The 12,657-nt window shown below is 73.5% G+C and carries 13 protein-coding genes; 4 read left to right on the forward strand and 9 right to left on the reverse strand.

Annotated elements, in window-relative coordinates; translation table 11 throughout:
- Nucleotides 1–73 precede the first annotated feature (73 nt).
- The 4 genes from mshC to AB5J54_RS08705 all read right to left on the reverse strand — a co-directional run bounded on the left by mshC (nt 74) and on the right by AB5J54_RS08705 (nt 3,635).
- Nucleotides 74–1,303: a cysteine--1-D-myo-inosityl 2-amino-2-deoxy-alpha-D-glucopyranoside ligase gene (gene mshC / locus AB5J54_RS08690; protein WP_369143308.1), complete on the reverse strand. Its 1,230-nt coding sequence runs from the start codon at nt 1,301–1,303 to the stop codon at nt 74–76.
- 184 nt (nt 1,304–1,487) lie between these two features.
- Nucleotides 1,488–2,324, reverse strand: coding sequence for an SCO1664 family protein (locus AB5J54_RS08695; protein ID WP_369149265.1), 837 nt, complete (start codon nt 2,322–2,324; stop codon nt 1,488–1,490).
- Nucleotides 2,288–2,878 (reverse strand): DUF3090 domain-containing protein, encoded by a 591-nt coding sequence (locus tag AB5J54_RS08700; protein WP_189805362.1) that lies wholly within the window; start codon nt 2,876–2,878, stop codon nt 2,288–2,290. Before AB5J54_RS08700 ends, AB5J54_RS08695 begins: the two co-directional genes overlap by 37 nt.
- Nucleotides 2,879–2,945: 67 nt before the next feature.
- A complete protein-coding gene (locus tag AB5J54_RS08705; protein ID WP_369143309.1) occupies nt 2,946–3,635 on the reverse strand; it encodes a histidine phosphatase family protein in 690 nt (229 codons plus the stop codon).
- Nucleotides 3,636–3,660: 25 nt separating this feature from the next.
- Between AB5J54_RS08705 and AB5J54_RS08710 the strand changes: the two genes are divergently transcribed.
- Nucleotides 3,661–4,653, forward strand: a complete 993-nt coding sequence (locus tag AB5J54_RS08710) for a magnesium and cobalt transport protein CorA (protein ID WP_369143310.1) — start codon at nt 3,661–3,663, stop codon at nt 4,651–4,653.
- 16 nt (nt 4,654–4,669) lie between these two features.
- Here AB5J54_RS08710 and AB5J54_RS08715 read toward each other — a convergent pair whose 3' ends face one another.
- Together AB5J54_RS08715 and AB5J54_RS08720 are read right to left on the reverse strand one after the other, a co-directional pair.
- Complete coding sequence (locus AB5J54_RS08715) at nt 4,670–5,455, reverse strand: ferritin-like domain-containing protein (RefSeq protein ID WP_369143311.1); 786 nt, start codon at nt 5,453–5,455, stop codon at nt 4,670–4,672.
- A gap of 312 nt (nt 5,456–5,767) precedes the next feature.
- Nucleotides 5,768–6,817: an LLM class F420-dependent oxidoreductase gene (locus AB5J54_RS08720; RefSeq protein ID WP_369143312.1), complete on the reverse strand. Its 1,050-nt coding sequence runs from the start codon at nt 6,815–6,817 to the stop codon at nt 5,768–5,770.
- Between the two features lie 128 nt (nt 6,818–6,945).
- On the opposite strand from AB5J54_RS08720, the gene AB5J54_RS08725 reads away from it, so the two are divergent.
- Both AB5J54_RS08725 and AB5J54_RS08730 read left to right on the forward strand, forming a co-directional pair.
- Nucleotides 6,946–7,923 (forward strand): aldo/keto reductase, encoded by a 978-nt coding sequence (locus tag AB5J54_RS08725; protein ID WP_369143313.1) that lies wholly within the window; start codon nt 6,946–6,948, stop codon nt 7,921–7,923.
- Nucleotides 7,920–10,343, forward strand: a complete 2,424-nt coding sequence (locus tag AB5J54_RS08730) for a helix-hairpin-helix domain-containing protein (RefSeq protein ID WP_369143314.1) — start codon at nt 7,920–7,922, stop codon at nt 10,341–10,343. The genes AB5J54_RS08725 and AB5J54_RS08730 overlap by 4 nt, the downstream gene beginning before the upstream one ends.
- Nucleotides 10,344–10,428: 85 nt before the next feature.
- Here AB5J54_RS08730 and AB5J54_RS08735 read toward each other — a convergent pair whose 3' ends face one another.
- Entirely contained in the window at nt 10,429–11,091 is a 663-nt protein-coding gene (locus AB5J54_RS08735) for a hypothetical protein (protein WP_369143315.1), read from the reverse strand.
- A gap of 47 nt (nt 11,092–11,138) precedes the next feature.
- Here AB5J54_RS08735 and AB5J54_RS08740 point away from each other — a divergent pair, with 47 nt between their 5' ends.
- Complete coding sequence (locus AB5J54_RS08740; RefSeq protein WP_015032473.1) at nt 11,139–11,327, forward strand: DUF5703 family protein; 189 nt, start codon at nt 11,139–11,141, stop codon at nt 11,325–11,327.
- A 73-nt stretch (nt 11,328–11,400) separates the two neighbouring features.
- Here the strand turns inward: AB5J54_RS08740 and AB5J54_RS08745 are convergent, their stop codons facing one another.
- Nucleotides 11,401–12,225, reverse strand: coding sequence for a chaplin (locus tag AB5J54_RS08745; RefSeq protein ID WP_369143316.1), 825 nt, complete (start codon nt 12,223–12,225; stop codon nt 11,401–11,403).
- Nucleotides 12,226–12,364: 139 nt separating this feature from the next.
- A complete protein-coding gene (gene chpH / locus AB5J54_RS08750; RefSeq protein WP_015032475.1) occupies nt 12,365–12,598 on the reverse strand; it encodes a chaplin ChpH in 234 nt (77 codons plus the stop codon).
- Between the last annotated feature and the right edge of the window lie 59 nt (nt 12,599–12,657).

Genomic DNA, 12,657 nt, shown 5'->3' on the forward strand with positions numbered 1-12,657 from the left:
AACGGAACCGCCCTCGGACTTCGACGAGAAGTCCAAGGGCGGTTGCCTGAAAGGGAGTTGCGCGGTCCGTTCGTTACAGGGCGACACCGAGCAGCGCGTCGACAGCGCGCGAGACGAGACCGGGGGCGGACTCGTCCGTGCCGCCCTCGGCCGTCTGGAGCTCGGCCCAGCGGTCCACCGCGGCGAGCGCGGTGGGCGTGTCGAGGTCGTCGGAGAGCGCCTCGCGGAGCTCCTCGACGAGTGCGTCGGCGGACGGGCCGTCGGGGCGCGAGACGGCGGCGCGCCAGCGGCCGAGCCGCTCCACGGCCGTCTCCAGGACCTGGTCCGTCCACTCCCAGTCGTCGCGGTAGCGGTGCGAGAGCAGCGCGAGCCGGATGGCGGCCGGGTCGACGCCGTCGCGGCGGAGCCTGGAGACGAAGACCAGGTTGCCCTTGGACTTCGACATCTTCTCGCCGTGCAGCGCGACCATGCCGGCGTGGACGTACGCCTTGGCCATGGGGAACTCGCCCGTGAGGGTCTGGGCGTGGGAGGCGCCCATCTCGTGGTGCGGGAAGATCAGGTCGGAGCCGCCGCCCTGCACGTCGAAGCCCATGCCGAGGTGGTCGAGGGCGATGGCGACGCACTCGATGTGCCAGCCGGGGCGGCCGGGGCCGAGGCTGCCGCCGTCCCAGCTCGGCTCGCCCTCACGGGCGGCCATCCAGAGCATCGGGTCGAGCGGGTTCTTCTTGCCCGGACGGTCCGGGTCGCCCCCGCGCTCGGCGGAGAGGTGGCGCATCAGCTGGGTGTCGTAGTTCGACACCTGGCCGAAGTGCGGGTCGGCCTCGACGGAGAAGTAGATGTCCCCTTCGAGCTCGTAGGCGGCGCCGGAGTCCCGGAGCTGCTCGACGAGCGGAATGATGCCCGGTATGGCCTCGACCGCGCCGATGTAGTGCTGCGGGGGCAGCATCCGCAGGGCGGTCATGTCCTCGCGGAAGAGGGCGGTCTCGCGCTCTGCGAGGCCGACCCAGTCGATGCCGTCGCGGATCGCGCGCTCCAGGAGCGGGTCGTCCACGTCCGTCACGTTCTGGACGTAGTGCACCTGCCGCTTGGTGTCGAGCCACACGCGCTGAACGAGGTCGAACGCGTTGTAGGTCGCCGCGTGACCCATGTGGGTCGCGTCGTACGGCGTGATGCCGCAGACGTAGATACGGGCGACGGGGCCGGGGGCGAGGGTCACTCGCCCGCCGGTCGCGGTGTCGTGGATCCGGAGGTCGCGGCCCTTGCCGGGAAGGGCGGGGACCTCAGAAGCGGGCCAGGCATGCATGACCCGAGCGTAACCGGACAGGTGTTCCGGATACGAACCGGATCCGGGATCTTGACCGATTAGGCGCTCTTGCGGGTCGGAGGCGTGCGTGCATACCCCCCAGGGGTCCGGAGCCCTCCCGGGGCATGTGGCCGAAAACATTCGGTCACCGCGATGCCTCGGGCAGACGGCGGACACCGGGACCTCAGACGGGCGGCCAGGGGATCGCCGGCCACTGCCCCGAGGGCTCCGGGTGCCGTCCGGTGGCGCGCAGGGCCTCCACGCGGGCGCGTACGGCCGCGACCTCGGCGCCGGTCAGGAGTTCCGCCAGTCGGGTGGCGAGCGGCGCTCCAGGGGCCAGGGACCGGTCCAGCGAGTCGAGCACACCGGCGGCCTCGGCGGGCAGCTCCTCGCCGGCCCAGCCCCACAGCAGGGTGCGCAGCTTGTCCTCGACGTGGAAGGTCACCCCGTGGTCGATGCCGTAGAGCCGCCCGCCGGGGGCCGGCAGCAGATGCCCGCCCTTGCGGTCGCCGTTGTTGATGACGGCGTCCAGGACGGCCAGCCGGCGCAGCTCGGGGGTGTCGGCGTGGACGAGGAGCGCGGTGCGGTCCTCGTCGATCTGCGCGGGCCCCACGGCCTTCCAGCCCTCGCCCGGCTCGTCGTCCTCGGTGAGGGCCAGGAGCCGCGCCCCGGGGTCGGCCTCGATCCACAGCTGGACCATGCCCTCCCCGTACGGCCCGTCGCGGAGCACGGTCGGCGGGACCAGGCCCCAGCCGGTGGCCTCGGAGATCTCGTACGCGGCGACCTCGCGCTGGGCGAGGGTGCCGTCGGGGAAGTCCCACAGGGGCTGCTCCCCCGCGACCGGCTTGTAGACGCAGGCGGCTTCCCGGCCCTCGTGGGCGACGGAGCAGTACAGCACGGCGTTGGAGGCCTCGCGGACCCGGCCGCGCACGGTCAGCTCACCGTGGGTCAGCAGCTCGGCGTCCGACGGCGTCGAGGGGCTGCTCATGCTCCGCGGCGGTATCCGTTCTGGCGCGGGCAGACGTGCCCCTCGGGGTCGAGCGGCAGGCTGCACAGCGGGCAGGGCGGCCGGCCGGCGTTGACGACGTCCAGGGCGCGCTTGGCGAAGGCCCGGGCCTGGGCCCCGCTGAGCCGGACCCGGAGCATCGGCGGGCCGTTCTCCTCGTCCTGGAGCAGCCGCTCCTCGGCCTCGGCGAGGTCCTCCTCGGAGTCCGCGTCGAGCTCGACCAGCGCCTGCGCCTCGACGATCATGCGCTGCTCCTCGCCGTCCCAGGCGAGGGCCATGGTGCCGACCCGGAACTCCTCCTCGACGGGCACGTCGAGGGGCGCGGTGTCCGCGATCTCCGCGGGGGCGACGGCGGGCACGGGCGCGTTGCCCCCGGTGCGGCGGACGACCTCGTCGAGGAGTTCGTCGATGCGCTCGGCGAGGGCCGCGACCTGGGTCTTCTCCAGGGCGACGCTGGTGACCCGGCCGCCGGCGGACGCCTGGAGGAAGAACGTACGGCGGCCAGGCAGCCCGACCGTGCCGGCCACGAAACGCTCCGGTGGGTCGTAGAGGAACACCTGACGGGACACGTTCCCGGCTCCCTTGAGTCTCGACAGTCGTACTACAGCGGCGCGTCCACCCTACTGCGCGTGGGGATCACGGTGCGCCCGCACCACCACCGACCTCCGCGGTCCCACTGCCGTCGGCGTGCTCCCGGGGGGCGAACCCGGCGAAGTCCCCGGTGTCGCCGAGGCGGAGGAGGAAGGGACGCACGCGCGTGTAGCGGATCGCGGTGACCGAGCAGGGGTCGACGTGGATGCGCTGGAAGAGGTCCAGGTGGAGGCCGAGCGCGTCGGCGACGATCGCCTTCACGATGTCCCCGTGGGAGCACATGAGGTACGTGGCGTCCTCGCCGTGCTCGGCCTCGATGCGCGCGTTCCAGTCGCGTACGGCCTCGACGGCGCGGTTCTGCATGGCGCGCATGGACTCGCCGCCGGGGAAGGCGGCGGCGGAGGCGTGCGCCTGGACGACCTCCATCAGCGGCTCGTCGTTGAGCTCGGCCAGCTTGCGGCCCGACCAGTCGCCGTAGTCGCACTCGTTGATCCGGTCCTCGACGTGCAGCGGGAGACCGGGGCGGGCGTCCAGGAGCGGCCGCAGGGTCTCCCGGCAGCGCTGGAGGGGGCTGCTGACGGCCGCGGCGAGCGGAACGTCCGCGAGGCGCCCCGGCAGGGCGGCGGCCTGGGCGGCCCCGCGCTCGTCGAGCGCGATCCCGGGCGTGCGCCCGGCGAGGACCCCGGAGGTGTTGGCGGTGGAGCGTCCGTGCCGGACGAGGATCAGCGTGGCCATGCGGGCCAGCCTAGGCGGTGCGAGAATGCGCGGCGTGATCGTGGACTCTGCCATCTACCGGGACGGGCGCCGTACGGACGGCCCCGCCGACCTCTCGGACGCCCTGGAGGAGGCGCGGGCGACGGGCGACGCGTTCCTGTGGGTGGGGCTCCACGAGCCCTCGGAGGCGGAGTTCGCTCATGTCGCCTCGGAGTTCGCCCTGCACCCGCTGGCCGTCGAGGACGCCTTGAAGGCCCATCAGCGGCCCAAGCTGGAGGTCTACGACGACTCGCTCTTCGTCGTGCTCAAGCCGATCGTGTACGAGCCGGAGAGCGACCGGGTGTCCTCCGGCGAGCTGATGGTGTTCATGGGCGACTCGTTCGTCGTGACGGTCCGGCACGGCGAGGGCGCTCCCCTCGCGCAGGTCCGCCGGCGCCTGGAGGCCGAGCGGGAGGTCCTGAAGCACGGGCCGACGGCGGTGCTGTACGCGGTGAGCGACGCCATCGTGGACCACTACCTCGACGTGGCGGCCGAGCTCCAGATCGACCTGGAGGAACTGGAGGCGGACGTCTTCGCGCCCAGCGGCGGCAATCCGGCCAACACCGCGGAACGGATCTACACGGCGAAGCGGCAGGTCCTGGAGTTCCGGCGGGCGAGCGGTCCGCTGGCCGGGCCGATGGCCGGTCTCACGGCCGGTTCGGTGCCGTTCGTGAACGAGCGCTCGCAACCCTTCTTCCGTGACGTCAACGACCATCTGCTGCGCTCCAACGAGCAGGTGGAGAGCCTCGACCGGCTGCTGTCCGACGTGCTGTCGGCGCATCTCGCGCAGATGGGCGTCCGGCAGAACGACGACATGCGGAAGATCTCCGCGTGGGCCGCCATGGCCGCGGTCCCCACGATGGTCGCGGGGATCTACGGGATGAACTTCGAGCACATGCCGGAGCTGCACTGGGTGGCCTCGTACCCGGTGGTGATCGTGGTGATGGCGGGCATCGTCTTCGCGCTGCACCGGGCCTTCAAGCGGCGCGGCTGGCTGTAGCCCCGGCCGACCCCGCTCAGAAGGCGGGGACGGGGGTCGCGGGGCCGCCGAGGGCGTTCAGCCGCTCGGGCATCCGCAGGTCGACCATCCTGTGCCAGCCGGCGCCGCGCTCGTACGCGTACACGGCGTGGATCCCGGCGGCGAGCACGGCCGCCTTGGGCCTCGGCCAGTTCAGGATGCGGCCCATGTGGCGCATCACGGCGAGGCTGACGTCGCGGTAGACCCGGATCTCGGCCAGGGCGGACTCGCGCAGGGTCCGCTGGATGAGCCGGCCGTGGCCCTGGCGGGCGAGCCGCAGCAGTTCCTCGTGGCAGTAGGCGAGGTGGTTGTCCTCGTCGTTGCAGATCATCCGGATCGCCCTGCCGAGCTCCGGATGGTCGCCGAAGTACTTCACGAGCAGCTGCATCTGGTCGGCGGCGCGCTCCTCGGTGACCCTGCTGTGCGCGAGGTAGACGACCACGTCCTCCTCGGTGAGCGGCCGGTCGGCGCGGAGCTTCTCGTGCGCGAGACCGATGCCGCGCTGTTCGAGCAGCATCGTGTAGTCGGTGTCGGGGGGCACGGGGACGGGTTCGAGGCCGCGCTTCTTCATCAACGCGTTGAAGATCCGGCCGTGCTTGTCCTCGTCGGCGCCGTGCCGGGTGATCTTGGGCGCGAGCGCGCGCATGCCGGGTGCGACGAGGGCCGCGATCCGGGCGTTCTCCCAGCCGCCCTGGGACTCGCCGCTCGCGGCGATGGAACAGAAGAGCCGGAAGGACTCGTCGTTGTCGATGATTTCCTGGAACAGGCCCTTGGCCGTGAGCATCGCCGCCACCTCCGTGCGGACGTCCGCACTCCGGTACGTCCGGGAAGAACGAGTCAAGTCGTGTCCCGGACGGCGGGCAACAGGAGGGCGCGGCGGCTCGGCCGAAAGAGTGAGTCCCGAGGGCGTAACCGGTGGCCCCGTGGAGCGTTGTTCCGCATGACGGCCGTGGCGGGGAAGACCCCCGAGCCCCCACCACGGCCGCAGACTTCCCCCTCCTGGACGGCGCTCTCGCGCCGATCGGCCCCGGGGGCCTCACGGGCTCGACCCCCTGCGCCGGACTCCGTCCGTCGGGTCCGGCGCCACGCCCTGTGGTTACGCCAGGCCGGCGTGCTCCATCGCCTCGACGCCCGCGCGCAGGGCCGCCAGCCGCTCGTCCAGGGTGAAGCCGGCCGGGGCGAGGGTGAGGGTGGTGACCCCGGCCTCCGCGTAGGCCGTCATCCGCTCGGCGATCCGCTCGACGGAACCGAGCAGCGTGGTCTGGTCGATCAGCGAGTGGGGCACCGCGGCCGCCGCCCCGGTCTTGTCGCCGGCCAGGTACTTGTCCTGGATCTCGGCGGCCTCCTTCTCGTACCCCATGCGCTGGGCGAGCTGGTTGTAGAAGTTCTGCTTGCGGCTGCCCATGCCGCCGACGTACAGCGCGGTGTACGGGCGGAACACGTCGGCGAGCGCGTTCACGTCGTCGCCGAGGGCGAGCGGCAGCGTCGGACAGACGTCGAAGCCGTCCATGGTCAGACCGGCCTTCTCGCGGCCCGCGCGCAGATGCCGGAGCGCGGTCTCCTCCAGGTGCTCCGCGGACGGGAAGATCAGCAGGGCGCCGTCGGCGATCTCGCCGGTCTGCTCCAGGTTCTTCGGCCCGATCGCGGCGATGTAGAGCGGGATGTGCTCGCGCTGCGGGTGGACGGTGAGCTTGATGGGCTTGCCGGGGCCGCCGGGCAGCGGCAGGGTCCAGTGCTCGCCGTCGTAGCTGAGCCGCTCCCGGGTCATGGCCTTGCGGACGATCTCGACGTACTCGCGGGTCCGGGCGAGCGGCTTGTCGAACTTCACGCCGTACCAGCCCTCGGAGACCTGCGGTCCGGAGACGCCGAGGCCGAGGCGGAAGCGACCGCCGGTGAGCGAGTCGAGGGTGGCCGCCGTCATCGCCGTCATCGCGGGCTGGCGGGCCGGGATCTGCATGATCGCGGAGCCGACGTCGATCCGCTCGGTCTTGGCCGCGACCCACGCGAGGACGGTGGGGGCGTCGGAGCCGTAGGCCTCGGCGGCCCAGCAGACGTCGTAGCCGAGGCGGTCCGCCTCCTGGGCGACGGCGAGGTTGTCGCCGTCCATGCCGGCGCCCCAGTAGCCGAGGTTGATGCCGAGCCGCATTCCACGCACCCCTTACCCATCGGTAACGTCTCTTTGGCCGGACTCTAGCGCGCGCGTGGGCCATCCGTCAGGACGCGGTTGTCCACAGGCTCTCTCCGCGTGGTGCCCTGGCCAGTACTCTCGCGCCCATGGAGCAGAGGCATCTCGGACGTACCGGCCTGCGTGTGTCGCGCATCGGACTCGGCACCCTCACCTGGGGCCGGGACACCGACGAGCACGACGCCGCCGAGCAGTTGAAGACGTTCTGGGACGCGGGCGGCACGCTCGTGGACACCGCCGACGTGTACGGCGGGGGCGAGGCGGAGTATCTGCTCGGCCGCCTGATGGAGCGCCTGGTCCCCCGGCAGGACCTGGTCCTGTCGACCAAGGCGGGCAGCGTCCCGGACCCCGACCGGCGCACGGACGGCTCACGCGGGCACCTGCTGGCCGCGCTCGACGCCTCCCTCGCCCGGCTCGGCACCGACCACGTGGACCTGTGGCAACTGCACGCCTTCGACCCGTACACGCCCCTGGAGGAGTCGCTCCAGGCCCTCGACATCGCCGTACGCAGCGGCCGGGCGCGGTACGCGGGCGTGGCCAACTTCTGCGGCTGGCAGCTCGCCAAGGCGGGCACCTGGCAGCTCGCCGGCGACCGGACCCGGCTCGCCGGCGCGCAACTGGAGTACTCGCTGCTCCAGCGGGGCGTCGAGCGGGAGGTGCTGCCGGCCGCCATGGACCTCGGCATAGGCCTGCTGCCCTCCTCCCCGCTGGGACGCGGGGTCCTGACGGGGAAGTACCGCAGCGGCACGCCCACGGACTCGCGGGGCGCCTCCGAGACGATGGCGCCGTTCGTGGAGCCGTACCTGGACGAGGCGGCGAGCCGGATCGTGGACGCGGTGGCGACGGCGGCGGACGGGCTCGCGACGACCCCGCTCCATGTGGCCCTCGCCTGGGTCCGCGACCGGCCCGGCGTGACCGCGCCGATCGTCGGCGCGCGCACGGCGCGGCAGCTCACGGCCGCGTTGTCAGTGGAGGCCCTTAGTCTTCCTGACGAGATCTGTCGGGCGCTGGACGATGTGTCGGCGCCCGTGCACCGCTATCCGGATCACGACTGGAGCACCTTGTGACCGAGCCTTCCGGGGAGACCGCGCCCGAGGCCGTGGAGCCCGACGACCGGCCGGGGACGGCCGAAGAGCCGGGAACGGACGCAGAGCCGGGCGCGGACGAGAAGCCGGGCACCGCCGAAGAGGCGAAGACGACCGACGCACCGGAGACCGCCGAGGAGCCGGAGGCGGACGAGCGGCTTGAGGGCGGTGCGGAGCCTGACGGGGACGCAGAGCCCGAGGCGGCTGCGGCCGAAGGGCCCGAGGCGGCCGAAGAGCCCGACGCGGACGCAGAGCCTGGCGGAGACGCAGAGCCTGGCGGAGACGCGGAGCCCGAGGCGGCTGAAGAGCCCTCCACGGCCGGAGATCCCGACGCCGACGCGCAGCCCGACGCCGACGCGGAGCCCGACGCCGACGCGCAGCCCGGCGCGGCCGGAGAGCCTGAGGCCGGCGGTGAGGCTGAGGCCGCCGCTGCGGGTGGCGACGCGGCCGGGTTGAGCGAGGCGCAGGCCGAGCTCGCCGCGCAGCGGGAGCTGCGGGCGAAGATCGAGGCGCGGAAGGCCGAGAAGGGCGGCCCGGTGACGAGCGGCGGCAAGCTGAGCGGCACCGCGGCCGACCTCCTCGCGGCCGTCCGGGCCGTGGAGGGCGGCGGCGCCTCCGGCAGTGCGTTCTACGAGGCGGCACCCGAGCCCTCACCCCGCCGCCCCGCCGCCGAGGCGCCCCCGGCCATGACCGTGCGGCCCCCCGCACCCGAGCGGCCGGCGGCACCGGCGCCCGGCACCACGGCCGCCGTCCGCGAGGTCCTCGCCGAGGGCGGGGCCCCCGAGGCGCTGGCCGGCCAGGTCGCCGCCGCGCTCGGCGAAGGCGCGGCCGGCGCGCTGCGCGAGGACCCGTGGCAGCTGCTCGCGGTGTCCGGGGTCCGGCCCGAACAGGCCGACGGTTTCGCGCGGGCGCTGCTCGGCCCCGACTGCGGCCCCGGCGACCCGCGCCGTGCGGTCGCCCTGACCGTGTGGCTCCTGGAGCGCGCCGCCGTCCAGGGGCACACGGCCCTGGAGATCGAGGCCGTGCGCGCCGGACTCGCCGGACACGCGGTGCCGGACCCCGAGCAGGCGGTCGAGACGGCGGTCTCCGAGGGCGCGGTCCTCGTCTTCCAGGAGGAGGAGACGGCGGAGGAGCCCGACGGCGACGAGGAGGTCGAGGAGACGCCCGCGCCCGCCGCTCCCGTACTGCTCGGCCTCGACCGGTACGCGCTCGCGGAGGAGAGCCTCGCCGACGGTCTCGCCCGCCTGGTCAGGACGGCGTCGCCCGACAGCTGGGAGGGCGGCGAGCTCGAGCGTGCCGCCGGGGCGCACGGCCTCGTCCTGCACACCGGCGGAGAGGCCTCCCGCGCCGAGCCGGTGGCGCTCGCCGCGGCCGCCCGTGAGCGCGGGCTGCGCACGCTGGTGGCCGTCCACGCGGACGCCGGCCGCCCGGCCGCCGGGGCGGACGCGGTGACGGTCGCCGCCCTGCTGTCCGGGGCGGCGGGCCCCGGCCGGGACGAGGACGGCGCCTTCGCCCTGGACCTCCTCGTGGTGCTCGACGCGCCGCAGCTGGACGTCGAGAGCGGCGCGATGCTGGTGGAGTCGCTCCCGGACGGCTGCCGTCTGGTGCTGAGCGGCGACCCGGAGGTGCTCGGCGCGCCGGGCGCGGGCCGGGTGTTCGCGGACGTGCTCGCGGCCCGGGTGTGCCCGAGGATCGCCTCCCGCGTCCCCGACCCGGGGCCGCTCGGCGAGCTGGTGTCGGGCATCGGCGTCGGCGAGCTGAACCAGGTCGAGGCCCCCGGCAAGGAGGTCGTGATCGTCCCGGTGCGGGACGCGGGCGAGGCCGTGCACCGTACGGTCCAGCTGGTGGCGGACTCGGTGCCCCGGGCGATCGGGGTGCCGTCCGAGCAGACGCAGGTGGTCACGGTCGGCCACGGCGGCTCGGCCGGTACGCGCGCGCTGAACGCCGCGCTCAAGCAGCGGCTGAACCCCGGCCCCGGCCGGTTCGGGGGCTACGACCCGGGAGACCGGGTGGCGTACGCGCCCGTGCCGGGGCGCACGGTGACCGGCACGGTCCTCGGGGCCGACGCCGAGGGGCTGCGGCTGCGCTGCGGGGACGACGAGCTCCTCGTACCCAAGGAGCGGGTGGAGTCGGCGCTGCGGCACGGCTGGGCGCTCACCGCGCACCAGGCGGTGGGGGCGCGCTGGCCCGCGGTGGTCGTGGTGCTGCCCGGGGACGCCGCGGGCGGACTGAGCCGGCCGTGGGTGTACACGGCCTTCGGCCGGGCGGAGCGCCATCTCTCGGTCGTGCACGGCGTGGACCAGGCGCTGGCCCGCGCGGTGGCCGAGGGGGTGGCCCCGGAGCGTACGACGCGACTGCGGCCGCTCCTGGAGGCGCTGCTGGCCGCCGACGAGGAGAAGTAGCGCGGCACGGGAACGACGGAGGGCCGGGACACCGCACACGGCGTCCCGGCCCTCCCGCGTCCCGGCGGGCGGCGGGGGTCGGACGTCAGGCGTCCACGCCGCGGACCACCGCGTCCACGGGCTCGTCCTCGTCCTCCTCCTCGTCGAAGACGGAGCTGACGTCGAAGCGGCAGATGATCCGCTCGGGATCGGCGTGGTCGAACGGGGCGCCCAGCCACTCCCCCGGTTCGGGGAGTTCGTCGGCTGCGGTGACCCAGAGCGTGGAGTCGCCCTCCTCCAGGCCGAACTCCTTGTGCCGGGAGGCGATCTCGTCCGGTTCGTACTCGCCGAAGAGCACGCCGAGGGCGGCGAGCGGCGAGACGCCGGCCTTGGTGGCCGCCGCGGAGTCCGCGTCGCCGCCGAGCTCGGCGACGCGACGGGCCTGGGCGAGCAGGCGTTGCGGTTCCGCCACGGCGTAGTCGCGGCGGATCAGGAGGCTGAGGGCGTGAGGTTCGTCAGGTCCGGCGTACGGCGGCAGGTTGCCGTCGGCTCCGGGGATCTCGAAGGGGGTGACCTCGTCGTAGCGGTCGTAGAGGAGTTCGTCGTACGCCTCGGCCGCCGCGGCGAGGGCGTTGAAGGCTTCGTAGACGGCCGTGTCGTCGTCTCCCGTGCGGCGTTCGACCGCCGCGAGGTGACGGTCCAGTGCGGTCTTGACCGCCTCGGCGGCGGCACGTACCTCGGCAGCGGTCGGCTGCGCAGCATCAGACATGGGACAGACGCTATCCGTACCGGGCCCGTGCCCGCACAATAGATGCGATGCCGGAATACGAATTTGTCGACGTGTACGTGCCGCGCGGTGTCTCCCGCAAGGAGGCGACGCGGCTCCTGACCGACCATGCCGAGTACGGACACTGGGAGTTGGACCGTCTGAGCCTCCACCGGGACGGGAGCCGCAGAGTGCGGCTGAAGCGACGGATCATCCGCCAGGTGAGGGCGACCTGGTAGCGCGACGAGTGGACAGCGAGAAGGGGCCCCGCGGTGTGCGGGGCCCCTGTGCGTGGTGCGTGACCGCGGCGGCTCAGGCGGCGCTGCGGGCGCGGCGGTAGATCAGCGAGCCGGCGAGCAGCAGTCCGGCACCGGCGGGGACGATCACGCCGAGCGGCCCGGAGCCGGTCTCGGCGAGCTCCTCGACGGCGCGGGGCGGAGTGACGCCGTGGGCACCGGGAGTGTTCGGCCCGCCCTCGCTGCCGGGGGTGCCGGGAGCGCCCGGGGTACCGGGGTGACCGGGGGTACCCGGGGTCCCAGGCGTACCGGGAGTACCCGGGGTTCCAGGTGTACCGGGAGTCCCGGGGGTACCCGGAGTGCCGGGAGTACCAGGGGTGCCGGGGGTACCAGGCGTCCCGGGCGTACCCGGAGTACCAGGCGTACCCGGGGTCCCAGGCGTCCCCGGAGTGCCAGGCCCCTCCTCCCCGTACCCCGTGTCGCCTCCCCCGTTGGCGCAGTCGTTGCCCGTGACGGCGTTGCCCAGGCCGACGCCCGTGACGTTGTTGCCGCAGACGTTCACCGGGACGTCGACCGGGACCTGGACGTGGTTGCCGGAGCCCACGCCCGGAGAGTTGCTCGTGTGCCCGCCGGCCGAGGAGCCGCTGCCGGACGGGGAGGTGTTGGCGCACGTATTGCCAAAGGCCGGATTGAGCACTCCGACGACATTGACGGTGTTTCCGCAGGCGTTCACCGGTACGTGCACCGGGACCTGGACGGAATTCCCGGACGCGACGCCCGGGGAATTCGTGGCCGTACCGTTCGCGCCGGAATCGGCGTGCGCATATCCGCCGCCGACGGCGGCGAAAACGCCTCCGGCGGCAGCGACCGTGATGAGGCCCTTGCGCGTGACCTGTCGCATAGCTTGTTCCTGCCTGCTCGGCTTAGAAGGAGTGCCACCGGGCGGTCGGCCCGGGGCGGAAATGGCCACCGGCCCCGGAGTGCATGGCACGCACTCCGGGGCCGGACCGGCTCACACCCTCACGGGGCGAGGCACAACGTCAGGCGTTGACGCAGGTGTTGCCGAAGGCGGGGTTCAGCAGGCCGATCACGGAGACCGTGTTGCCGCACACGTTCACGGGGACGTGAACCGGAACCTGGACGACATTGCCCGAGAGCACGCCGGGGGAACCGATGGCGGCACCCTGGGCACCCGCGTCGGCAACGGCCATGCCCGCGCCCGCGAGAACGAGACCGCCGGTGGCAGCCGCAGCAGCGACGACCTTCTTGATCATTATTCCTCCTAGTTGGCAATGCGGCCCCAGCCGCGGACCGCACCACCTGTAACGAGGGG

Origin of the sequence: Streptomyces sp. R44, assembly GCF_041053105.1 — a bacterium.
Taxonomy (GTDB): Bacteria; Actinomycetota; Actinomycetes; order Streptomycetales; family Streptomycetaceae; genus Streptomyces.

Coding starts and splice junctions, on each gene's coding strand:
- mshC (WP_369143308.1), bottom strand. CDS start 1,303: ATGCATGCCTGGCCCGCTTCTGAGGTCCCCGCCCTTCCCGGCAAGGGC.
- AB5J54_RS08705 (WP_369143309.1), bottom strand. CDS start 3,635: ATGGCCACGCTGATCCTCGTCCGGCACGGACGCTCCACCGCCAACACC.
- AB5J54_RS08710 (WP_369143310.1), top strand. CDS start 3,661: ATGCGCGGCGTGATCGTGGACTCTGCCATCTACCGGGACGGGCGCCGT.
- AB5J54_RS08715 (WP_369143311.1), bottom strand. CDS start 5,455: ATGCTCACGGCCAAGGGCCTGTTCCAGGAAATCATCGACAACGACGAG.
- AB5J54_RS08720 (WP_369143312.1), bottom strand. CDS start 6,817: ATGCGGCTCGGCATCAACCTCGGCTACTGGGGCGCCGGCATGGACGGC.
- AB5J54_RS08725 (WP_369143313.1), top strand. CDS start 6,946: ATGGAGCAGAGGCATCTCGGACGTACCGGCCTGCGTGTGTCGCGCATC.
- AB5J54_RS08735 (WP_369143315.1), bottom strand. CDS start 11,091: ATGTCTGATGCTGCGCAGCCGACCGCTGCCGAGGTACGTGCCGCCGCC.
- AB5J54_RS08740 (WP_015032473.1), top strand. CDS start 11,139: ATGCCGGAATACGAATTTGTCGACGTGTACGTGCCGCGCGGTGTCTCC.
- AB5J54_RS08745 (WP_369143316.1), bottom strand. CDS start 12,225: ATGCGACAGGTCACGCGCAAGGGCCTCATCACGGTCGCTGCCGCCGGA.
- chpH (WP_015032475.1), bottom strand. CDS start 12,598: ATGATCAAGAAGGTCGTCGCTGCTGCGGCTGCCACCGGCGGTCTCGTT.